Annotated in this window: 19 protein-coding genes; 4 read left to right on the top strand and 15 right to left on the bottom strand. The window is 41.8% G+C overall.

From position 1 onward, the window contains the following. Positions 1-68: 68 nt before the first annotated feature. Positions 69-188, bottom strand: coding sequence for a GapA-binding peptide SR1P (locus ACKA06_RS02655; protein WP_074439988.1), 120 nt, complete (start codon positions 186-188; stop codon positions 69-71). A gap of 1,018 nt (positions 189-1,206) precedes the next feature. Beyond that, positions 1,207-2,037, bottom strand: coding sequence for a polysaccharide deacetylase family protein (locus ACKA06_RS02650; protein ID WP_411158986.1), 831 nt, complete (start codon positions 2,035-2,037; stop codon positions 1,207-1,209). A 535-nt stretch (positions 2,038-2,572) separates the two neighbouring features. Here ACKA06_RS02650 and ACKA06_RS02645 point away from each other — a divergent pair. Further along, positions 2,573-2,956 (top strand): hypothetical protein, encoded by a 384-nt coding sequence (locus ACKA06_RS02645; RefSeq protein ID WP_052011645.1) that lies wholly within the window; start codon positions 2,573-2,575, stop codon positions 2,954-2,956. 90 nt (positions 2,957-3,046) lie between these two features. Here the strand turns inward: ACKA06_RS02645 and lpdA are convergent, their stop codons facing one another. From lpdA to ACKA06_RS02620, 5 genes are all read right to left on the bottom strand, one after another. Next, positions 3,047-4,456: a dihydrolipoyl dehydrogenase gene (gene lpdA, locus ACKA06_RS02640; protein ID WP_032089009.1), complete on the bottom strand. Its 1,410-nt coding sequence runs from the start codon at positions 4,454-4,456 to the stop codon at positions 3,047-3,049. A 4-nt stretch (positions 4,457-4,460) separates the two neighbouring features. Then, positions 4,461-5,813, bottom strand: a complete 1,353-nt coding sequence (locus ACKA06_RS02635; protein WP_058298340.1) for a dihydrolipoamide acetyltransferase family protein — start codon at positions 5,811-5,813, stop codon at positions 4,461-4,463. Between the two features lie 119 nt (positions 5,814-5,932). Further along, the gene (locus ACKA06_RS02630) at positions 5,933-6,910 is read right to left on the bottom strand and encodes an alpha-ketoacid dehydrogenase subunit beta (protein ID WP_032089011.1); all 978 of its coding nucleotides are present in this window, start codon (positions 6,908-6,910) and stop codon (positions 5,933-5,935) included. Between the two features lie 3 nt (positions 6,911-6,913). Further along, entirely contained in the window at positions 6,914-8,029 is a 1,116-nt protein-coding gene (gene pdhA, locus ACKA06_RS02625) for a pyruvate dehydrogenase (acetyl-transferring) E1 component subunit alpha (protein WP_032089012.1), read from the bottom strand. Between the two features lie 465 nt (positions 8,030-8,494). After that, complete coding sequence (locus ACKA06_RS02620; RefSeq protein WP_032089013.1) at positions 8,495-9,145, bottom strand: YkyA family protein; 651 nt, start codon at positions 9,143-9,145, stop codon at positions 8,495-8,497. Positions 9,146-9,453: 308 nt separating this feature from the next. On the opposite strand from ACKA06_RS02620, the gene def reads away from it, so the two are divergent. Continuing rightward, positions 9,454-10,008 carry a peptide deformylase gene (gene def, locus ACKA06_RS02615; protein WP_032089014.1) on the top strand — a complete coding sequence of 185 codons (555 nt, stop codon included), beginning with the start codon at positions 9,454-9,456 and terminating at the stop codon, positions 10,006-10,008. A gap of 57 nt (positions 10,009-10,065) precedes the next feature. Here def and ACKA06_RS02610 read toward each other — a convergent pair whose 3' ends face one another. Continuing rightward, positions 10,066-10,836, bottom strand: coding sequence for a Cof-type HAD-IIB family hydrolase (locus ACKA06_RS02610; protein WP_032089015.1), 771 nt, complete (start codon positions 10,834-10,836; stop codon positions 10,066-10,068). A 662-nt stretch (positions 10,837-11,498) separates the two neighbouring features. Here ACKA06_RS02610 and ACKA06_RS02605 point away from each other — a divergent pair. Together ACKA06_RS02605 and rnjA are read left to right on the top strand one after the other, a co-directional pair. Beyond that, positions 11,499-11,705, top strand: coding sequence for a DNA-dependent RNA polymerase subunit epsilon (locus tag ACKA06_RS02605; RefSeq protein WP_032089016.1), 207 nt, complete (start codon positions 11,499-11,501; stop codon positions 11,703-11,705). Positions 11,706-11,709: 4 nt separating this feature from the next. After that, the gene (gene rnjA / locus ACKA06_RS02600) at positions 11,710-13,377 is read left to right on the top strand and encodes a ribonuclease J1 (RefSeq protein ID WP_032089017.1); all 1,668 of its coding nucleotides are present in this window, start codon (positions 11,710-11,712) and stop codon (positions 13,375-13,377) included. A gap of 63 nt (positions 13,378-13,440) precedes the next feature. Here the strand turns inward: rnjA and ACKA06_RS02595 are convergent, their stop codons facing one another. The 7 genes from ACKA06_RS02595 to ltrA all read right to left on the bottom strand — a co-directional run bounded on the left by ACKA06_RS02595 (position 13,441) and on the right by ltrA (position 23,509). Next, positions 13,441-14,103 carry a potassium channel family protein gene (locus ACKA06_RS02595; RefSeq protein ID WP_032089018.1) on the bottom strand — a complete coding sequence of 221 codons (663 nt, stop codon included), beginning with the start codon at positions 14,101-14,103 and terminating at the stop codon, positions 13,441-13,443. A 146-nt stretch (positions 14,104-14,249) separates the two neighbouring features. Continuing rightward, positions 14,250-15,263 (bottom strand): cytochrome d ubiquinol oxidase subunit II, encoded by a 1,014-nt coding sequence (locus ACKA06_RS02590; RefSeq protein ID WP_411158985.1) that lies wholly within the window; start codon positions 15,261-15,263, stop codon positions 14,250-14,252. A gap of 69 nt (positions 15,264-15,332) precedes the next feature. After that, positions 15,333-16,670 (bottom strand): cytochrome ubiquinol oxidase subunit I, encoded by a 1,338-nt coding sequence (locus ACKA06_RS02585; protein ID WP_411158984.1) that lies wholly within the window; start codon positions 16,668-16,670, stop codon positions 15,333-15,335. 220 nt (positions 16,671-16,890) lie between these two features. Next, entirely contained in the window at positions 16,891-17,835 is a 945-nt protein-coding gene (locus tag ACKA06_RS02580) for a nuclease-related domain-containing protein (RefSeq protein WP_411158983.1), read from the bottom strand. 403 nt (positions 17,836-18,238) lie between these two features. Then, positions 18,239-20,062 carry an ABC transporter ATP-binding protein gene (locus tag ACKA06_RS02575; protein ID WP_064565194.1) on the bottom strand — a complete coding sequence of 608 codons (1,824 nt, stop codon included), beginning with the start codon at positions 20,060-20,062 and terminating at the stop codon, positions 18,239-18,241. A 9-nt stretch (positions 20,063-20,071) separates the two neighbouring features. Next, positions 20,072-21,826 (bottom strand): ABC transporter ATP-binding protein, encoded by a 1,755-nt coding sequence (locus tag ACKA06_RS02570; protein WP_058298335.1) that lies wholly within the window; start codon positions 21,824-21,826, stop codon positions 20,072-20,074. Positions 21,827-22,075: 249 nt separating this feature from the next. Beyond that, the gene (ltrA, locus tag ACKA06_RS02565) at positions 22,076-23,509 is read right to left on the bottom strand and encodes a group II intron reverse transcriptase/maturase (protein ID WP_411158982.1); all 1,434 of its coding nucleotides are present in this window, start codon (positions 23,507-23,509) and stop codon (positions 22,076-22,078) included. Between the last annotated feature and the right edge of the window lie 694 nt (positions 23,510-24,203).

The following is a 24,203-nucleotide window of genomic DNA, read 5'->3' as shown; positions in this document are numbered from 1 at the left end:
GATCCCTCTTCACCCCTACTTTATATTTACCCCTTTTTGTCTGACCGTTTCGAAGTTTCCCCTGTAACTTAATCGTCTATTTCTACATCATCATTACATTCGCAGCAGTTAGAGAATAAAACAGAAACCTTCTCATCTTCGTAATGTTCAATAGTGTTAAGGCATGATTGACAAACAATTGTTCCCATCTTTTTTCATCTCCCTTAATGATGTTTTGTAAGCGTTTTATCTTAACTGATTCTATAATAATATAACACATTTAAAAAATCAACCTTAAATTGTATAACATATTTAAGTTTTTATTCTTTTAATAAATCATATTAATTATCTTTATACGGTATAAGAGTATATAAGACCTTATAGACTTCTGAACACCGCAGGTGACCCGTGACAAAAATACTTAGCCCCACTGGTTTTAGTTTTTAGATAACCTTAAATAGAGAAGCCCCTTTGACTTCTCAACTTATTTGATTCCATTTATCAACGCTATTGATTTCCGTGCAAAACTTCGCTTTCCGCGGGCGGTTGGTGAGCCTCCTCGGCTTCGCCTGCGGGTTAGAAAAGTGGAAGGGCTTTGGTCAGAGGCGGGTGGCATAAGGCGAATCGACCACGAAGACGTTCTTTGCCTTCTTGGGCGAGTTGACTTATGACATGTGCCTCTAAGCCCTGGAGCTGGACAAACAGAAAAGCGCAGGCGGCTCGCCCAGAGGCGACAAGCATAAGGCGAGCAAGCCGGAAAGGCGCTTTTTGCCTTTCTGGATTGATTGTCTTATGACCTCGAGCCTCTAGCCGCCGGAGCTGGACAAGTCTCACCTAACACGCTTCTCCCGCAGGAGTCTGCGTTTTGCACTCCAATCAATCGCTGGAACCGGTTATGAATCGGAGAAATTTTCACATCATGAATATTTTAATTTTATGGAACAGAACAGTAAGAACACTGAACGAAGTCAAAAACCTCGATTAACTCTTATCCACTAACTCAAAGCTTGAGTAATTTATTTCATACAGGAGGCTCATTGGTTTTACTCTTTGCTTTCGATCCCTATTCTCAGACTTCTATATAATTTTTATATACTTATCAAGACATTCCTACCAAAAGAAACCTATTAAACGTCTGGTGAATTTTCGACTTTCATAAGCAATAAAATCTTTAATTAATGAAAGGTAAAAAAACCCTGAATGGCCGCATTCAGGGTTTTGATGTGATTATGGGGTTTTGATTTTTGTTGGGTCGAGGGTTTCGTATCCTTTTTCTCTTAGTCCTTTTACGATGTCTGTTAGTGCTTCGCTGGTCCAGGTCCTGTCGTGCATGAGGAGGTTTGCTCCGTTATTAAGGTATGGACTGTTAACCATGATATCTGTGATGGCTTCTTTTGTTTGATATTCCTTGTTCCAGTCATATCCGAAGGTCCAATTCATAAGGGCCATTTTCTCTTCGGCTGCGACCTGTCTACTGTAATCCGTATTTTGCCCAAAAGGCGCCCTGAAGAATTTTGGGCGTTCACCGGTAATTGATTCAACGAGCTCATTTACCGAAACAATTTCTTCTTTTTGTTCCTCCGGTGAAAGGTCAGGAAGTGAACTGTGGCTGTATGTGTGATTGCCGATCATGAAGCCCATGTCATAGATCTTCTTTAATACCTCTTTTTCCTCCGGGGTATCAAGAAAATGTCCATTCACAAAGAAGATGGCGGGAGCGTTCACGGCCTTCAAATCTTCAGCCATGTTCAATGCATGCTTATCAGGGGCATCATCAATCGTCAAAAGGACGACCTTAGCATTTTGACCTGCTATTGGTTCAATACTCCAATTGTTTTCATTAATCTTGTATTCAGGCTCCTGAACCACATCTTCTGTTTCTTCAGGTTCAGATTTATCTTCGTGATTTTCCATTTCTGTCTTACCGGATGATTCTTTACTATCAGTATTTTCTTTAGGATGATCAACCGTGCCGGCTTCTTTCGTGACAATGGCAGGTTCATCGTTACATGCAGTCAATAACATCAATGTTAATCCTGTTGCAATAATCTTTTTCATTTAACTCACCTTTCATGATTCGCTTTGAATATTTTAACATATTCTGCGCAAAACTGGATAAGTTTTAAAAGAATTCCATCAGATATTCAAATAAAAATTTGAATGCAAAGAAACAAGATAAACTGAAGGACGTTATAAACAATGTAAGCCTCCTTGACTGAATAATCTTCCTTGCAGCAATAAATGCTAAATAAAAGAACAGAACAAACATGATCCATTTATATTCAATATGATCTTTAACAGACAACCATTCAGCAACATAAAAAACACTCCACAGTATCATCTGAATGGTGAAAGCCACATAAAATTTCATAAAAACACCCTCTATTTAGGAGTATTTTCAAGTAGTACATCTAATAACTAAGTATATTCCTTGAATGTTACTTTCATTATTGATGTCTTTTCATTTCTGTAACATTTCAGTGACTTGCCTCATTTCGGCGAATCCATATGATAAAATGTGACCAACGAATAGGTCTTTATGCGTATTAATTACTTTCGTTCATGGTGCATCACTAAGAAAAGAGGATGATGTATGAAACATTTACTTACCTTGCTTATGCTGGCATCGACAGCCTTGCTTCTCACTTCATGCAATGATCTGGCTGCAGATAAAGTAGTGTTGGCGGAGGATCGATTTATTGAAAAACAAATCATATTTTTCACTGATGAACGCAATATTTCAAAGGAAGTCGCATATTATGATGCCATCATTGAACTTAAGAATGAATACCCCGAAGACTTAAAACATCTGGAAGTCGTAAACTTCAGCACAGACAAATCGAACCCAAAAATCCAATCCACTTCTTATCCTGCCATTGTCGTTGTAGATAATAACCAGGTTGTTACTAAGATTACCGGAAAGGCACATAAGAATCAGATCATTAAATCTGTTACCCATGCAATCAGTAATTGGTGAGTGTCTTTGTACCATTTGTATGCAGCCAGTGAACTTATTTTCGATATAAAAAAATGACCCTCCATTTGGAAGGGTCATTTTTATTGGTCATTATTTTACAATGTGGATTGGGCTTCCCATCGCAACTTCTGCTGCTTCCATTGAAATCTCACCAAGGGTAGGGTGAGCATGGATCGTCATCGCAACGTCTTCAGCCGTCATACCGGATTCAATCGCAAGACCAAGTTCAGCGATCATGTCAGATGCGCCGGCACCTACGATTTGAGCTCCAATGATTAGACCGTCTTCTTTGCGAGTCACAAGCTTCATGAAGCCTTCAGAAGAATTAAGAGCCAAAGCACGACCATTTGCAGCAAATGGGAATTTAGCGGCAACCACTTCAATTCCTTCTTCTTTTGCTTCAGATTCGGAATAGCCTACTGTTGCAAGTTCCGGGTCTGTGAAGCAAACTGCAGGAATTCCAAGGTAATCAATTTCAGCCGGCTCACCAGCAATTACCTCAGCAGCGATTTTACCTTCATAAGAAGCTTTATGAGCAAGTGGTGGTCCATCAACGATATCACCAATTGCAAAGATGTTAGGAATGTTTGTACGGCATTGTTTATCAATTTTGATAACACCGCGGTCTGACATTTCAATTCCTACTTCTTCAAGACCGATTTCATCAGTATTTGGACGGCGTCCAACTGTGACAAGCACATAATCTGCTTCCACTGATTTCTCTTCACCATTCACTTCGTATTTAACGACTACGCCGCTGTCGCTTTCGTCAACGCCTTTAGCCATTGCTTTTGTAACAACTTCCACGCCTTTTTTCTTAAGTCCTTTTTTGACAACTGATGTCAGTTGCTTTTCGAATCCGCCAAGGATATCGTCAGCACCCTCAAGGATTGTCACTTCAGAACCGAGGTTGGCATATGCAGTTCCAAGCTCTGTTCCGATGTAACCTCCACCGATGACAACGAGCTTGCCTGGTACTTCCTCAAGTGCCAAAGCACCAGTTGAATCAAGAACGCGTTTAGAGAACTTGAAGCTCGGAATTTCAATCGGGCGTGATCCGGTCGCAAGGATCAAGTTGTTGAATTTATATGTTTGCGCAGAGTTATCATCCATCACACGAAGAGTGTTTTGGTCTACAAGATAAGCTTCTCCGCGAACGATTTCCGCTTTGTTCCCTTTTAGAAGTCCTTCAACACCGCCGGTAAGCTTCTTAACTACGCCAGCTTTCCATTCTTGGACCTTGTCAAAGTTAACTTTTACATTCTCTGCAACGATCCCCATATCATCTGAATGCTGGGCTTGATGAAAACGGTGTCCTGCAGTGATAAGTGCTTTTGATGGGATACAGCCCACGTTCAAGCAAACCCCGCCCATGTTTTCTTTTTCAATGATCGTTACCTTTTGTCCAAGCTGTGCTGCACGGATCGCCGCAACGTATCCTCCAGGACCTGAACCGACTACAATAGTATCTGTTTCAATTGGGAAATCTCCTACTACCATCTCATTACGCCTCCATTAATAATAATTCTGGATCGTTCAACAAACGCTTAATGTGGTTAAGTGCATGTTGAGCAGTAGCTCCATCAATCATACGGTGATCGAAGCTCAATGATAATGCTAACACAGGTGCTGCTACAATTTCACCATTTTTAACTACAGGTTTCTCAGCGATACGGCCTACTCCAAGGATTGCAACCTCTGGGTGGTTAATAACCGGAGTGAACCATTGACCGCCGGCAGAACCGATATTGGTGATCGTGCATGAGGCACCTTTCATTTCGTCACCTGAAAGTTTACCGTCACGTGCTTTACCGGCAAGCTCATTGATTTCATTTGAAATCGAGAACATTGATTTACGGTCCGCATTTTTAACGACAGGTACTAAAAGACCTTTGTCGGTGTCAGCCGCGATACCGATATTGTAATAATGTTTTTGTACGATTTCACTAGTAGAATCATCAATGGATGTATTCAATGCCGGGAACTCACGCAATGAACTTGTCAAGGCTTTTACGATATATGGCAAGAAAGTCAGTTTCACACCTTTTTCCGCTGCAACTTCCTTGAATTTCTTACGGTGAGCCCACAGCTTCGTTACATCAACCTCGTCCATAAGGGTAACGTGAGGAGCAGTGTGTTTGGAATTAACCATCGCTTTAGCGATTGCTTTACGCATTCCGCTCATTTTCTCGCGAGTTTCAGGGAACTCTCCTTCAGGTGCTTTAGGTGCAGCTGCTTTTCCTTCTTCTTTGGCAGGTGCTTGTTCTGTTTTCTCTTCTGTCGCAGGGGCTTCAGCTTTAGCTCCGCCGCTTAAGAATGAATCGATATCTTCTTTAAGGACACGGCCGTTTTTACCTGAACCGGAAACCTGGCGGATTTCAACACCATTCTCTCTTGCGTATTTACGGACAGATGGCATTGCGATGACACGCTTGTTAGGATCAACGTCAGCTTCTGCCGCTTTTTCCTGTTCAGCTTCAGGTGAAGCATCTTTGTCAACATTTTGACCTTGTTCCGCCGTACCTTGGACTTGGCCTTCTGTTTTTTCTTCCGCTTTGGCTTCTTCTTTCTTGCCTCCGCTTTCGCTGTCGCTTCCTTTGAATTGAAGATCCTCATAGCCAGGAGCATCGAATTTGATCAATGTGTCACCGACTACTGCTACAGTACCTTCATCAACCAGCAGCTCTTCTACCGTTCCGGCAACTGGAGATGGAATTTCAACTACTGCTTTATCATTCTGGACTTCACATAGTACATCGTCTTCTTCTACTTTATCGCCGGGTTTAACAAACCACTTTACGATTTCACCTTCATGGATACCTTCACCAATGTCCGGTAATTTGAATTCGAAAGACATGGATTCTACCTCCTGTATTGAATAATGATATAGATGAATGTTTTTGTTTTCTGTCTAGTATCTCTATTTAAAAGGGAAAAGAGAAGGGAAGAACCCTTCTAATTCCTTTGATCAATCAATTAAAATTCAAGTACTTTCTTTGCAGTCTCGAGAACATCCTTATGGTTTGGTAGCCATACAGGTTCTGCTTGAGAGAAAGAATATACAGTATCCGGTGCCGTTACGCGAAGTACAGGTGCTTCAAGGCTAAGGATCGCACGGTCGTTGATTTCAGCGACTACATTCGCAGCAATACCTGCCTGTTTTTGAGCTTCTTGTACGACAATAGCACGGTTTGTCTTTTCTACAGACGCCATGATTGTGTCAATGTCCAGCGGGCTGACAGTACGAAGATCGACAACTTCTACTGAATATCCTTCTTTTTCAAGTTCTTCTGCAGCTTTGATGGACTCATGCACCATTGCTCCGTAAGTAATGATTGATAGATCTTTACCTTCACGCTTTACTTCCGCTTTACCAAGTTCAATAGTATATTCCTCTTCTGGAACTTCCTGACGGAAAGAACGGTATAACTTCATGTGCTCAAGGAAAATAACCGGATCATTATCACGGATAGATGAGATCAGTAATCCTTTTGCATCATAAGGTGTGGATGGAATAACCACTTTAAGACCCGGCTGTTGAGCCATTAAACCTTCCAAGCTGTCTGCATGCAGTTCAGGTGTATGTACCCCTCCGCCGAATGGTGAACGAACAGTGATCGGGGCAGTGTAAGTACCGCCTGAACGGTAGCGCATACGTGCCATTTGGCCAGAGATGGAATCCATCACTTCGTAAACGAAACCAAAGAATTGAATTTCTGGAACTGGACGGAAACCTTCCAAGGCAAGTCCGATTGACAAACCGCCGATTCCGGATTCTGCCAGTGGCGTATCGAATACCCGGTCTTCACCGAATTCTTTTTGAAGTCCTTCCGTTGCACGGAAAACACCGCCGTTTAGACCTACGTCTTCACCAAAAACTAATACGTCTTCGTTATTACGCAGTTCTGTGCGCAGTGCATCAGTGATTGCTTGAATCATTGTCATTTGCGCCATGGCTTATTTCGACTCCTTCTCTGTGTAAATTTCTAATTGCTCTTTTAAGTTATATGGAAGCTCTTCAAACATGTTATTGATGAAATCAGTAACTTTTTGTTTTGGCTCTCCATCAGCTTTCTTGATTGCCTGCTTGATATCTTCTTTCGCTTCTTCGATTACTTCATTTTCTTTCTCTTCGCTCCATAAGCCTTTTGCTTCAAGGAACTTGCGGAAACGAACCAATGGATCTTTCTTTTCCCAGTCAGTATCCATTTCTGAAGTACGATAACGTGTAGGGTCGTCCCCTGCCATTGTATGCGGACCATAACGGTAACACATTGTTTCAATAAGTGAAGGCCCTTCACCATTCACCGCACGTTCTCTTGCTTCACGGGTAGCAGTGTAAACAGCCAATGGATCCATTCCATCAACTAGGATACCAGGGATTCCTGCAGCCACTGCTTTTTGAGCGATTGTTTTACCTGCAGTCTGCTTGTCACGCGGTGTGGAAATCGCGAACTGGTTATTTTGGACAACGAAAATTGCCGGAGCGGCATAAGAACCTGCAAAGTTGATTCCTTCATAGAAATCACCTTGTGAAGATCCACCGTCACCTGTGTAAGTGATGGCAACTGCTTTCTTGCCGCGTTTCTTAAGGCCAAGTGCCACACCTGCAGTCTGGATATATTGCGCACCGATGATGATTTGTGGAGACAATACATTTACACCTTCAGGAGGCTGGTTGCCTTTGAAGTGCCCGCGTGAGAATAAGAAGGCCTGGTATAACGGAAGTCCATGCCATACGATTTGAGGTACATCACGGTAACCCGGAAGGATCCAATCCTCTTTTTCAAGTGCAAAATGAGAAGCAATCTGTGATGCTTCCTGTCCTGCTGTTGGTGCATAGAAACCTAAACGTCCTTGACGATTCAGGGAAATTGATCTTTGATCGAGAATACGAGTGTAAACCATGCGGCGCATTAATTCCTGAAGATCCTCATCGGAAATTTCAGGCATTGCGTCTTCGTTCACTACTTCGCCTTCTTCGTTTAAAATTTGAAACATTTCAAACTTGTCTTCAATCTGCTCGAGCGTTTTAACCGCATCGAATTGTGCCTTCTTTGATTTAGAAGCCATCGAAGTCACCTATCCTTTCTGTTTACATTTATTTTGGTTTTTTACATACAAAGTTTAGATTACCCAAATTCAGTATGACCTACCACAATACTTGCGAATCACATTATAGATAGTTTTCCACAAATAATAAGAAAGAAAACCCAAATTTATATATTAGGTTATCTGTATTAGTCTGTTTTACACTTTCACTAATACAACTTTGACTACCTTTCATATTTTACAATATAAAAATTCATCTCGTCAACGAGAAAGTGTTATAAATTCAATATCCTCACTATAACATAAATAGTTGAGAATTCTATTTTGAAAAAACTGTATTAGTTAGCCTTTCTAAACTGTTATATATAAACTCCCTCACCTGGTCTTCTGTTATAGAGTAAGCATTAAGGCTTCCTGTAAATAAAAAAAGAAAGGCTGGCGGATCGCAGTCCGCTGCCTTTCTTCCCTGTTCATTCTATCGATTTGTTATTCCACTTCTATACCGGCGGTTGAATAAAAACCTTGTTTCAATTCATTGTATTGTTCAGTGGCAGTATTATATTCTTCATTTAAATCAATTGTTTGTTCATATGCTTTGTTGATGGAACTGATTTGTTTTTCTAGTTCTTCCATCGTTAAATCTTTTTTCTTGAACAATTCGTATAGTTTTTTATCTTCTGACAATGCATCCAAGTATGAATCCGTAAACTTTTCATGAAGCTTATATCGGTCTTTCATTGTGTCTTCCAATTTCCCCGCTTCATCTTTTAGTTTTTTATCATCCAATTCTGCAATAAATCCATCAAGGCCTGAAAAGGTTTCTTTTGATTCCTTCATGGCTTTACGTTCTTTCTCAATATAATCTGTCCGTTCAGAAATATTTTTAAGAGCGTCATCAGATAGTTTAACTATTTTATCAAACTCTTTCATTCCAAGGTTCATGATTTCGCTATAAATTTCTTTTTCTTTCTTTTCCAGTCCCTGAAGCGGTTTTTGGACTTCAACGTATTGTTTTTCCTTGGATACGGTTTCTTCCAGAACATCATAGATTTCCTCTTCGGGAGAAGCTCCCCCAATACATCCCATAAGAATAAAAATGGCTGCCCCCAAAACGAAAGCAAAACGAAATTTCGACACAACAAGATCCCCCTTAACTATATAACATCTTCTACTATATATCCGTCTACAACATTTGACAATAGGGATTTACAACTGTGGAAAATTTTGTCGATTAGACTATTCTACTATTCACATAATTATGTACTGGCCCTAAAAAGTATTCCGCCATTTATCCATACTGCTCTGTTAACTTTTTGAAGGAAAAATGCTAGACTTATTTTATGCTTATTGGTATATCTTATTAGATGTAAATACATATATTCTTACTGAGTACAAAATAATCACTTTTATTACAGCGCCGCTGTTTGTCGTAAGGAGGAAGATTTATGATAACGATGAAGGACATCATCCGCGAAGGGCATCCCACTCTCCGCAAAGTGGCTGAAGAAGTAACACTGCCCCCTACGGAAGAGGACAAGGAGGTATTGAGGAGTCTTCTTGAATATGTAGTCAACAGTCAGGATCCGGAAGTCGCAAGTAAATACGGTTTAAGACCAGGAATCGGCCTTGCCGCCCCTCAGATAAATGTATCCAAGAAAATGCTTGCTGTAAATGTTATCGATGAAAAAGGGACGCTTTACAGCCATGCTTTATTCAACCCTAAAATTATCAGCCATTCCGTTGAAAAAGCATATCTGACTTCCGGGGAAGGCTGTTTGTCAGTCGATCGTCAGGTTCCTGGACTGGTTCCGCGTTACGCCCGCGTAACCGTAAAGGGATGGAACATCAACGGGGAAGAAGTGAAACTGAGACTGAGAGGACTTCCTGCCATCGTATTTCAACATGAAATCGACCACTTGAACGGAATCATGTTCTACGATCATATCAATGAAGAGAATCCATTCGAACCGATCCCGGGTGCTTTGCCTATAGAAAGGTAACTCACAAAGCCGCGGGAAAGCAAAGGACGCACCCACCCCGGATGCGTCCTTTCCATTTTATATAAGTTCAAGTTCTTTAAGGCCGAAAAAGATGCCATCTTCATCTACAGGCTTTGTTATCAAATCAGCATGCTTCTGTACTTCGGTGACAGCATTGCCCATCGCAACCCCGGTTCCTACTGATTGCAGCATTTCAATATCATTTAGGCCGTCTCCAAATGCATATACATCTTCCATCTCGAAGCCGAGACGATCGATCATTTTCTTAATTCCCTCCGCTTTCGAACCTCCTGCCGGAAGAATATCCATTGAATATTGATGCCAGCGGATGAAAGTGAATTCCTTATACTTTTTCCTGTAGAAACTCTCCTCTTCCTCCGTACAGAATAGCAGTGACTGGTATATATCACGGCCTTTGTAGAAGTCGGGTGAATAGCCGGGGTGAGGAAATTTCAGGCTCCCCATGCTTTCTTCAATAAACCTGTGGTGTTCATGATTCGCTTTCATCGTTTCATGGTTCAAATGAACGACAGGATGTTCACTTCTTTTGCTGTCTTCAAGCAGTTCCTCCAGTTTTCCGACATCAAGAGGATTTGTATAGATTACCTGGTTTTCAAAAACGACATATTGCCCGTTGAACGAAACAAAGGACTCAATTCCGAGCTCTTCCCTTAAGCCCTCATACATGAAAGGAGCTCTGCCTGTCGCGATGGCTACATATATTCCATTATCCTGAAGGGTCTTGATTGCCTCTTTTGTCGCATCGGGAAGTTTTTTATCATGGTCAAGCAAAGTCCCATCTATATCAAAGAAAACGATTTTTTTCATGACTGATCTCCTTTTACCTCTTTTAAAATATTCGTTAAATAACGTAAACCTTTCAAAATCAATTGTCAAACTACTAGATCACACCGCCATTGCCATACTTATCCATGTAAGAGAATCTAAAAATTCCGTACACTATAAGTAAGACAATAGAGACGTTAGCTTGATTGCACCTTTACTTCATTGCACATTCTCGGTAAACTAATAATAAGGAGTGAGCCATATGTTAAAGAAGCTGAGGAAAAAGCTCTTAAAACAATGGAAAGATATTCTCAAAAGAAAAACAATCGCTTAGACTGACTCCCTTTTACACTAGTTTCTTGCAGATATAAAAGAATGTGATACGTTTAGGGACTGAGGCCAATTACGAGCACTTTTGTCGTCTCCTTTGGTTTCGGTCCCTCTCTTATTTACATGGATATATCACCAGTGGTTCTTCGAAAAACTTTATTTACTTGCAAGAATCCTTTATAATCAAAACATACATAATCAATACTATCATTGTAGATTACATTTTATTATTGTTTATTTATAGAAGACTTAAGGGAAGAATTACCCCTTGAATGAGAGGCAGGCTTGTGTCTGCCCTGCGGATATAGTTGATAACTTTTTTATCATAGATGAAAGTTAGATTTTTTGAAAACGGATAAGGAGAGAGAAAAAACATGATTTTCAAAGTATTTTATCAAGACAGTAAAGCTGAAGTGCCTGTTCGCGAATGCACAAATTCACTTTACATGGAAGCAGAATCAGAAAGAGAAGTACGCCTAAAACTTAAAGACAAACCTTACAACATCGAATTCGTACAGAAGCTAGAGGGCGCTTTTTTAGAGTACGAACAAGAACATCAATCTTTCGAGCTGGAGAAATAATCGGATGAAATTTGTGAAGAATGACCAAACCGCAGTATTTGCCCTTGGCGGTTTAGGTGAAATCGGTAAAAACACATATGGCGTACAGTTTCAAGATGAAATCATTTTAATCGACGCAGGGATCAAGTTCCCTGAAGATGAGCTGCTCGGTATTGATTATGTAATTCCTGATTACACATACCTTGTAAAGAACGCGGATAAGATCAAAGGACTCTTCGTCACTCATGGCCACGAAGACCATATCGGAGGGATCCCATATCTTCTGAGGGAATTGAATATCCCGATCTACGGCGGCAAACTTGCTCTTGGCCTTATTAAGAATAAACTTGAAGAACACGGTTTATTAAGAAATGCCAAGCTTAATGTCATCCAGGAAGATGATGTGATCAAGTTCCGTAAAACATCCGTCACTTTCTTCAGAACAACTCACAGTATCCCGGATTCTTATGGAATCGTCGTAAAGACACCACCTGGGAATGTCGTTCACACTGGAGACTTTAAATTCGACTTCACACCTGTCGGCGAGCCCGCGAACCTCGCTAAAATGGCTGAAATCGGAAAAGAAGGCGTGCTTTGCCTGTTGTCCGACAGTACGAATGCTGAAGTTCCAAACTTCACAATGTCGGAACGCAAAGTCGGAGAAAGCATCAATGATATCTTCCGTAAGGTTGACGGACGTGTCATCTTTGCTACATTCGCTTCAAACATTCACCGCCTTCAACAGGTGGTTGAAGCAGCTGTTTACCATAACCGTAAAGTAGCCGTATTTGGCCGCAGTATGGAAGCAGCCATCACCATCGGACAGGAATTAGGATATATCAGAGCACCTAAAGATACATTCATAGAACACAATCAGATCAATCGTCTGCCTGCCAATGAAGTAGCGATACTTTGCACAGGTTCTCAAGGTGAGCCGATGGCTGCCTTATCAAGGATTGCGAATGGTACTCACCGCCAGATACAAATTCAGCCTGGCGATACCGTCGTATTCTCATCTTCCCCGATCCCAGGGAACACGATCAGTGTAAACCGCACGATCAATATGCTGTTCCGTGCCGGAGCCGAGGTCATTCATGGACCTCTAAGTGACATTCATACATCAGGTCACGGCGGACAGGAAGAAATGAAATTGATGCTGCGCCTCATGAATCCAACTTTCTTCATGCCGATCCACGGTGAGTTCAGAATGCAGAAAATGCATGCCCAGCTCGGTGTCGATTGCGGAGTGCGTGAAGAAAACTGCTTCATCATGGATAATGGAGAAGTGCTTGCATTAAGCAATGACTCTGCACAAGTGGCAGGTAAGATCCCTTCTGGGAATGTCTACATTGATGGAAGCGGAATCGGGGACATCGGTAACATCGTATTGCGCGACCGCCGCATCCTTTCTGAGGAAGGCCTAGTCATCGTAGTCGTAAGCATCGATATGAAAGAATTCAAAATTGCGTCAGGCCCGGACCTGATTTCCAGAGGATTCGTTTATATGCGTGAATCCGGCGATCTCATCAACGAAGCACAGAATCTGATTGCCAAGCATTTAAACAAAGTACTGGAAAGAAGAACATCACAATGGTCTGAAATCAAGAATGAAATCACTGATACCCTGGCTCCATTCTTATATGAAAAAACAAAACGCCGTCCAATGATCCTGCCGATCATCATGGAAGTATAATATTAAAAAGGCACAGAGTGACTTCACTCTGTGCCTTTTTCTTTCATAGATAACCTCAAAATATTAAACTGAAAATACCTTCTTTTCAAATCGATTGATATCAGAATCCGCACCAATTACAATCAAGATATCCCCCACTCTGATTTCCTCGTCCGCCTGTGGAGAAACAATGATGTCACGGTCACGTTTAACTGCAACAATATTAATACCGTATCTGGCCCGTATGTCAAGGCTGCTCAGCGTATTCCCCGCCAGATGATCATTTGCGACAATTTCGACAATCGAGTGTTCATCTGAGAGTTCAAGATAATCCAATACGTTATTGGAGACAATATTGTGAGCAATCCTCCTGCCCATATCCCTTTCAGGATGGACAACCTGATTCGCCCCGATTTTCCTGAGGACTTTTTCATGATAGTCATTTTGTGCCTTTACGGTTATCTTTTCCACACCTATTTCTTTCAGCATAAGCGTTGTCAGGATACTGGACTGAATGTCATCCCCGATCGCAACGATCACATGGTCGAAATTTTTGATCCCCAGACTTTTCAATACCGATTCATCCGTTGAATCAGCCATAACGGCGTGAGAAGCAATGGACGAAAATTCATTGACCTTGTCTTCGTCCTGATCGATGGCCATCACTTCCATCCCCTGTTCGGTCAGCGACCGCACGATGCTTCCGCCGAAGCGGCCCAACCCGATTACCACAAATTCTTTTTTCATCTTCATTCCCCCAGATTTTCCAGTACCATACTACCTATATATTACCATGAAGTATATCGGAAATTCGATTATTGTCTTGAAAAAAGCGGAGAATCTCACAGACGTAAGGAATTCCCCGCTTTTTCTTTCAAACTATATAGAACACGTCATTTTTTACCTTTTACGTAGTCTGCATCAAATAAAAACAATCTCATCAATAAAATCAGTGAAGGAATCAGCAGCAAAAGCCCTGCCACGAATGCAATCACGAGCGCCATCCCCATCGTTGGATTTGTCACACTGGATTCAATCGTAATATAAGGCTTCAAGATATAAGGCAAGTGGGATGCTCCGTAGCCGAAGAATGCAAAGAAGAATTGAAACATCACAAGCACAAAAGCAGTTCCGAATTTCTTTCGTTTGTAAATCAAGAACGATGCCGCCAGGAAACTGAGAAGTGACAGCCCGAACATCCACCAGATATCAAGCGCATTTGTGAAGTGTTCCTGATTATGTTCCCTCAGTCCGACAAATACTAAGAAACTTGCAAGGATAGTAGGAGGACTCCAGAATAACGAAAACTTCCTCAATACCTCCCTTGAATCCATATCCCCCGCCCGATCTGCGTAGTAAGTCAAAAAAGCCGCACTAATAAACAACACTGAAACAATAGACAATACGACTACTCCCCAGGAATAAGGACTTGTAAACAGTTCTCCAGCCAGGAACTCCACCTTCCCGTCCGTGACCTTGAGGAAACCTCCTTCTGAAATCGTCAAAGCTGTAGAAAGCGACGCGGGAATCAATAATCCTGTTGCACCATAAAGAAAAAGATAAATGATATTTTCCTTGGAACCGTAATTATTGAACGCATAAAAGCTCCCCCGTATGGCAAGCAAAATAATTGCGATGCTCCCCGGGATCAAAAGTGCTGTCCCGTAATAATAGGCTGTATCCGGAAAGAAACCGACAAGTCCCACAAAAAAGAATACAAAGAAAACATTCGTCACTTCCCATACAGGTGACAAATACCGGCTGATCAACTCATTCAATGTATGCTCCTTATTCTTCAACCTTCCATAAAAAGCAAAGAATCCGGCGCCAAAATCGATGGATGCCACTATTAGATAACCATAAAGGAAAATCCACAAAACTGTGATCCCCACTATTTCCAAACTCATAGCCATTCCTCCCTCTCAACACCCTTACCAGCCCCTTTCATTTCGTTTCGTTGAAAAGGCTTGTCAGGGTTATTTTGTACGTTCAGGAAATCGTTGTTCTAACTCCGCTTCCGCCGGTTTATTCTTGAACATCTTAATTAACACTACAACACATAGAATACCGAGCAGAATGTATAATCCTACAAATAGTGCGAACGTCAAGCCAACACCGTCTGCCTTTGTCGCTGCGTCCGCAACCTTCATGTATCCTCGTAAAATCCAAGGCTGGCGGCCGACCTCCGCATAAATCCACCCGAACTCAATGGCCAGCATGGCGAGCGGACCGCTAGCAACAATCCCCCATAAAAGCGGCTTATTCCATTCATTCCGCTTTTTCCATTTCCAAAAGAGAATGAACAAACCTGAAATGAAAATACTGAAAAATCCTATAGAGACCATGCCATCAAATAAATAATGAATCCACAACGGCGGTCTTTCATCTTCAGGAGTTTCATTCAATCCGATTACCTCATGTTCAAACGAACTCCCTGCCAGAAAGCTGAGGAATCCAGGCAGCCTGATCTCTTTATGAACCTCATTGTTTTCATCCAGCGTACCGAATACAATCAAGTCGGCATTTTTTTCAGTTTCGAAATGCCATTCTGCTGCAGCAAGTTTTTCAGGCTGATACTCTGCAAGGAACTTTGCAGATAAATCCCCTGCCAAAGCGGTCGCAAAGGCAAAGATAAGGGCAGATACCATCGTTAAACGCAAAGCCTTTTTGTGATACTCGCTACCCTTCTTTTTTAAAATCGTAAAGGCCGTGATACCTGCCAAAATCAACGCTGAAGTCAAGTATGCTGTAGTCAGAACATGAAAGACTTTTGTAGGAGTCGCCGGGTTCAGCATGGCAGCTATCGGGTCGATATTGATCGCTTTCCCATTACTGAGTTCAAATCCCTGCGGTGTATTCATGAACGCATTGACTGTCGTAATGAACAAAGCAGAAGCAGAAGATCCGATCATGACCGGAATCGTCAACAGCCAGTGAATCCACTTATTCTTAAAACGGTCCCACGTATATAAATAGATTCCTAGAAAAATTGCCTCAAAGAAAAACGCAAATGTTTCCATAAACAAAGGCAGCGCAATAACCTGTCCGGCAACCTGCATGAAAGCCGGCCAAAGCATCGACAGCTGAAGACCTATCGCCGTGCCCGTGACTACCCCAACAGCAACCGTGATCGTAAACCCGCGCGCCCATCTTCTTGCCAATAAAGTATAATGAGGATCATTCCGCTTGATTCCCATGAACTCGGCAATCGAAATCATTATCGGTACACCTACCCCGATCGTTGCAAAAATTATATGAAACGCAAGGGTGGTGGATGTCAGCATCCTGCTCAAAATCACACTATCTAATTCCATAATTATATCCCCCTGACAGTTAATAGCGAATACTTACTATTTATCACTTAATGGTTATTATAAAACCTATCAGTAAGTTTGTGAAGTGTTGAACATGTATATTTTGTGACATATTTCACAAACTTTTGTTTGGCTTTAGTATAGATTGGTTTTTGGGGTTGGGCAAGGGATTGGTTTGGGGAATGCTCCCTTGCCGTTTTAATTATTTATTAAAGGAAAGTCAATTTGGTTGAGAATACTTAGTCCCTATCCCTGATCCGCTTGAAATAAAAGCCATGGACTTTAATAGATATTGAGCGAGGCGGGGCGATGAGATTTGGAGGAAGTCCCTGGCGTCATGATTTGTAATTTCAGGACCCATGAGAAGAAAATAATCATTAAATGCCTGCATATGGGCTCTTTTATCATACGATCCGCATGGAGCACAAAGCCAGGAAGCCTTATTTCTAACCATCGAAAATTCTTTACATCTCGTGCACTGAATACCTTTAATGTAATCGACTTGGAATTTATTAATTGGATATGGCCGGTGCTCTTTTAAGAGCATTTTTGAAGTGCGTCTCAATTCCTTTTCTTCGATAAAGTGAGAATTGGAGGTATTCATTAGTTCCTGAATTTTAGGAAGGAGGTTTTCTATCCTCAACACTTTATGAACTACTTCTGTATCGTGGGGAGATGCTGAAAGTATTGACGAGGGGTTTGTAAAAACAACCAAAAACTCTATGGGAAGGCTGGGCAGCTTCATTTTCTTTAACCAGTTCTTCAAGTGAATCTTGTATTTTTTACACTGAGCGATTGGACTGGGGAAAGCCGTTATCTCTCCATTAATTGTTCTTTCTATTTGACCGAATTCAGGGGAGATTTTAATCCGGCCTGAAATATTTTTAATCTCAAGGATGAGAGCCAAATATTTCGTCAGTATCAATGTATCAATCTGAATATAGGTACTGCCTGTTTGCAGGCATAAATCATGAATAATATAAGTATCCTTTGAATCTATAATACTTAACAATCGGTCTACTCTACATTCACCAGAGTAGCCTGCACGTGCTTTCAATAGGGATTTTTCTATTTGGGGGCGAAGATCTGATAGCGGCGGGAGTCTTTTTAATGCAGCTTCGTTATATAGGATCGTTTCGGGGACGGGTCTTTCTCTGAGTATCACTTTTCCACTCCTTTGTTTATAATTTTTCACTTACTTGTTTTCTTTTCTCCATACAGGTACCAATACCCTTTATTATTGGTGAATTTAGTTTGTTTTTAATTGAAATCCGCCTGAATAAGGCGGCCAAATTAACGTACTTCAACGATATTGTAGGAATCAGTGAGTTTGTCGGATGCAATAAACAGGGAACTTTGCGTTATCAACAAAATTTGGGATTTACCAACGTTTTTTCCGAATTGCCAACAAAAATGAAGCTGGTATCAACGTTTTTCAGGGTTTACCAACAAAAAACAGGCACTTACCGACAATTCGACACAATCCATCAAATTCCGCGACACCACTGCTCCATTCAAAAACCCCACACCAAAAGTGCAGGGTCCCCCAATTAATATATCGAATGAAACTACATAGCATCCAACATCCTAAACTGTGATTTCACCAATTCGTAATAATCGCCTTCTTGTTCCATGAGTTCATCATGATTGCCGGATTCTTTGATCTTGCCGTGTTCCAGTACAAAGATGTTGTCGGATTCACGGATGGTCGATAGACGGTGGGCAATGATGATTGCCGTTCGTCCTGCCAGCAGTTTTTTCAATGCGTTTTGAATCTTGACTTCAGTTTCTGTGTCGATGGAAGCTGTGGCTTCATCCAGGATGATGATTCGCGGATTTGCCAGCAGGGCGCGGGCGAACGACAGCAGCTGTCTTTCTCCGACGGATAAGACGTTTCCTCGTTCTTCAACTTCCGTTTCGTAGCCGTCTGAGAGTTTCTCGATGAATTCATTCGCTCCTATGGCTTCTGCAGCTGCGCGGACTTCTTCATCCGTGGCGTCCGGTCTCCCGAAGCGGATGTTATCCTTGATCGTTCCCGAAAAGATAAATGTATCCTGAAGTACAATGCTGATTTGGCTGCGCAGGCTTGCGACGGTCACTTCACGAAGATTGACACCGTCAACCTTTACTTCTCCTTTAGTAGGATCGTAGAAGCGGCTGATCAAATTCGCAATGGTTGTTTTACCCGAACCGGTGTGCCCTACCAGTGCGACGGTCTGTCCAGCCTTCATTTCAAGATTGATGCTCTTCAGGGCTTTTCTCTTATCATCATAAGAGAATTCCACATCTTCAAATTGTATTCTTCCCTTGATATCATTCAACTCGATAGCATTTTGTTTTTCATTGACAATAGGCTGCTCATCGAGAAATTCAAAGATACGTTCGGAGGATGCCATACCGATAAGAAGCTGATTGTAAACCTGCCCCAGCCTTGAAATCGGTTCCCAGAACATCCCCAGGTAGAATGCAAATGAAACAAACTCCCCAAGTTGCAGTGAGCCTCCCTGGATAAGATGTACCCCATACCAGATCAGCACTGCTGTACCTACGGCATTTGTCAATTCCACCATAGGTCTGAACATCGCATTTTTCTTTGTGGCTGTTTTCCAGCTGTCGTACGTTTCTGTATTCACTCCATCGAAGAAAGCCATGTTTTCTTTTTCCTGGGTGAATGATTGAGTGACACGTATCCCCTGTATGCTCTCATTCAAATGAGAATTCAGTTTAGCCTGCTTGATCCGCACGTCTTGCCAGGACCTGCGGATTTTTTTCCGCAGGCTGGTTGAAATGAAGAACATGATCGGAAGAATGACCATAACGGCCAATGTAAGTTCCGGACTGAGCGTAAACAGGATCACAATGATCCCGGCAAGCAGGATGATGTCCATCAGCAGGTTGATGACCCCGTTCGTGAACAGTTCCTGAAGGGAGTTGATGTCATTCATGATCCGGACAAGGATCGAACCTGCCGATCGCTGGTCGAAGAAGCGGTGTGAGAGCCACTGTACGTGACTGAACAAATGCTTCCTCAAGTCATATATCACACCCTGCCCGAGCTGGTTCATCCAGCGTATCCGAAGGACATTGGCGATATAATTGATGACATAGAGTCCGGCAATGATGCCGACCAGTGTAAAGAGAAGTGTTCCATCCTTCTGCCTGATCGCTTTGTCAAGCGTGTATACACCAATCAGGATCGGGATGATCAGCCGGATCGCGGTTGTAATCAATACGGTGACGATCGACAGGGGAAGCAGTCTCTTTGAGTATGGCTTTAAATAGGTCAGCAAACGCCAGAGTTGTTCCCAGTTGAAGGGTTTGTCGATTGCCTGGTCGGTCGAATAATGAAACCGGCTTAAGACATTCTTATTCACTTTCGTTTTCTTACTCATTCCCCTCACCTACCTTCCTTGTGCCTGGAGTATTTTTTTTTGGTCTTTGTATTGAATATCGTAAATGCGCTGATATGGTCCATTGTTTTTGAGCAGGAAGTCATGCACGCCACGCTCGACGATTTTTCCATTTTCCAGCACGAGTATCTCATCGGCATGCTTCAATGAAGAAATACGGTGTGCAATGATGAAGGTCGTTCGGTCGGACATGACATTTTTGAGTGCCTTTTGGATTCTGAATTCTGTTTCCATATCCACTGCACTGGTTGCATCGTCAAGGATCAGGATCGATGGGTCGGTACAGAGCGCGCGTGCGATGGCAATTCGCTGTTTCTGCCCGCCGGACAGGCCGAGTCCCCTCTCCCCGAGTCTTGTATCATAACCATCAGGAAGCTCGGTGATGAAGTCATGCGCCTGTGCCATCTTGGCTGCTTCAATGATGTCTTCCATCGACGCTTCGGGACGGCCATATGAAATGTTCGCCTTGATCGTTGATGAAAACAGGAATGACTCTTGAAGTACAACCCCGATATTGTTGCGAAGGGATTTTAAAGAGTAATCATCCAGCGCCTTTCCATCAATTAGTATTTCGCCATTAGTAGGTTCATAGAATCGGGTCATTAACTGGGTGATACTCGTTTTACCTGATCCGGTTCCCCCGATCAGCCCGATGACTTTCCCGCTTGCGGCTTTAAAGGAGATATCCTCCAGGGCTGCTTCATCATGTTCTGTATAGTTTAAGGTTACGTGATTGAATTCCACTTCACCTTTCATCCTGTCTACATTGATCACATCGTCATGATCTTTGATTTTTTCATCGACTTCAAGGATCTCCAGCAAGCGTTCTCCCGAAGCTTTTGATTGTGAGAATAGATTGATGGTGAATCCGAGGTTCATGATCGGCCAGATGATATACCAGACAAGGCTGTAGAACGCCACAAGTTCACCGGGCTGGAGGCCGCCGTTCATGACGAGGTATCCGCCATAAGCAAGGAGCGTGACAACACTGACATTCCCCAGGAACTCCATTAACGGGAAATATTTTGCCCAAATATCTGACGTAAACAGATATCTATCTTTGTAGTCTCCATTCGACGTGTTGAACTTACTGATTTGGTACTCTTCACGTGAAAGAGACTTGACTGTATTGATACCGCTGATATTCTCCTGTACATTCGTATTCAGCTTCCCGAATGATTTACGGATTCCCCTGAAAGCAGGGTGGACAGCTTTATCAAATTTATAGACGGCAATTGCCAGGAATGGCAGTGAAACCAGTGTCACAAATGTTAGTGACGGAGAATAATAGAACATGACTCCAAAGCTGACACTGATTAATAGGAAGAAACGTAAAAGTTCCGTGAAACCGAATGACAGGAAAAAGCGGAATGATTCAACGTCTGCCGTCAAGCGTGACATCAGATCCCCTGTCTTTGCATTATCATAATAACTGAATGGCAGGAATTGCAGTTTTTCATATAATTCATTCCTCAGTCTGTAAACGGAAGTGATTCCGAACAGGTCACCGCAATACTGCTGAACGAATGTGGTGATTCCCTTCAATATCATGATGCCGACGAATCCAAATGCAAGATATGGGATCCATTTATAGTTCCCTTTTAAAATGACATCATCAATGGTTTTTTGAAGAATGATTGGATATACAACGGTAATCCCCGTTACAAATAATAAGAAGAACATTGAAATGAAAAAGTACTTCTTATACGGCCAATAATAGGCTTTTAATTTTTTGAATGTTTCCATAATTCCTCTCCCTTCCCCTGGGTGCGTAAAAACGACGTATTATTAAATATATCGGCTTTCGAAATATTTATCTACCCTTTTTTTAGAATTTTTTACTTTTTTGTGAATTGTTTTTAAAGTCTTTCTATCTCGTTCATTTTAGTTTGAAACAAATATAATAAAGTAGGGAAACCTCTTCCGAGGCTTCCCCCTTATCAAACCGTACGTGCCCTATTAAGGCATACGGCTTACCAAATGTTACAATGTTTATCAAGAGGATGCGTTCCAGGCATTTTGCATCTTTTGGATTCTGTGAGGAGTGAAGTATTCCTCACCATTTTCTTTTGCACGTTTAATTGCGTTTTGTTGTTTCCTTTTTCCTAGAATCTTCAATTCAACTAAATATTCGTCAAGACTGTAACCGTAAGCTTTGTTAAGGTAAAGCCAGTAACTCGGTATTAACTTAATACTTACAAAGAAGCGATTATTCCATTTATACCTCATCTTTTGTTCTTTCTTTTGATTCGGATGTTTATGAATAAATGCTACGCGTAGTCTTTTCCTTATGTAACCATCGATTGCTTTCAACTTACTTCGCATCCATCGAGTGATGCATCGGCTCTTTTGTCCTAGTTCTTCATTAGCTTTGATAGCCTTAATGATGGTCACATAGTAGTTGACCTTCCCTCTTATGATTGGATTTACTCGACTTATCCATTCTTCCTTGCTCAAGGTTAACGTCTTTCTAGTCTTCTCCTTAATTTTCAATCGAAAATCTTTTATGGAGTCTTCTTTAGGAGTAACGTGGAAAACAGATTTATTGTCCTTTTTTCTCGGTCTCCAATGATGAAAGGTGAATCCTAAGAAGTCAAAATCATCCTTACTAAAGTTGACTACTTTTGTTTTCTCTTTAGAGATTTCTAGACCCAACTCACCTAACTTTTCCTTAGTTAGGGATGCAGCCTTTTCTATAGTCTCCCTCGATTTGGCGAACAACAGAAAATCATCGGCATAACGGACAAATCGAATTCCGTTTAAGTCCCATTCCCAATCTAGTTCATTCAAGTATACGTTTGCGAGAAGTGGAGATATAACCCCACCTTGCGGTGTCCCATAATCGGAATGAATGAGCTTTCCCTCTTCCATAAATCCAGCTTTAAGCCATTGCTCAATTAAACCTAAGACCGTTCGGTCTGAAATATATTTCTTCAATATTCCAATGAGTTTCTTGTGTGGAATATTATCAAAGAATCCTTTAATGTCGCAATCATAAATGTAATTATATCCTTGTTCGATATTCCAAAGGATTAATTGTAATGCTCTTTCCACTCCACGATTCGGTCTATAACCAACTGACCAATTGTGAAATAAGCTGTCCTCGAATTTTGGCTGAAGTACATTTACCACACTTTGTTGGACAATACGGTCTTCAATAGTAGGAATACCCAGCGGTCGTTTCTTCCCATTCTTTTTTGGAATATATACTCTTCTAACCGGTTGAGCTTGATAGGACTTTGCTTTCAGTTTGTTTAATAATGCCATGATATTATCTTCTAATTTAGCATCAAAACTTTCTATGGTTTCTCCGTCAATTCCCCCTGCTCCCTTGTTTGCTTTTACTTGCTCGAAGCTTTGGGTTAGTTTTCGGTCGAATAATATTTGTCCATAGACACTGTGTAATTTAAACTTCCACTCTTGATTCATTGCGTATTCCACGCCTTTCCTTGATGTACATTCAAACGGTTTTACCGCGGTATCATGATTGTTATCATTACATCTTGTTCATGGCTTGGAGCCATAGGTCATTCCCCTTCCGTTCGCTTGATGTTATGGTCATCAAGTTACTCCCGTACTATGAGAATGTCTGACTACTCCACCAGTTCTGCGTCACTTCGGATTACCCTTATAGACTAGAACCCTGCCTGTTCGGTAAGGTGGAGTCCTCACGGGGTCGTCACATTTCCCTTATAAGCATACCCTGCACCATCACGCTATAAGTCACATTTTCTTGTTCTGACTTCTGAAGAAAATGCCTCTTAAGTGGGCTTCCTCACTTTTCGAAAAGTCGCCAACTTACCTCGCCGCTGTGCTTCACACTTATTGCATTAGGGTCTACCTATTCGCTTACGGGTCTCTCGATTTTCCGCATCTCCTTCAGACAACACCTCACGGTGTTGCCCTAGATTAAGCTTCCCGAGCTAGGTCAGTCTCCTCGGGTATGGATTTTCACCATCTGGGATTGCAAATTCATTATCCTCCCCAAGTCGTTTCATCGAAATGACGTCTCTTTCCGATAATGAAAAGAAGAGTGTTGACTCTAAGTCAACACTCAATGCGACTGCCCGTCGCACAAAAAATCGGTCGTTTGACCGATACATTCTAATCATTCTGTTGGATA

Origin of the sequence: Rossellomorea oryzaecorticis, from assembly GCF_045897515.1 — a bacterium.
Taxonomy (GTDB): Bacteria; Bacillota; Bacilli; order Bacillales; family Bacillaceae_B; genus Rossellomorea; species Rossellomorea enclensis.
Note: the sequence above shows the minus strand (reverse complement) of the source record. Positions and strands in the feature narration are given on the sequence as shown.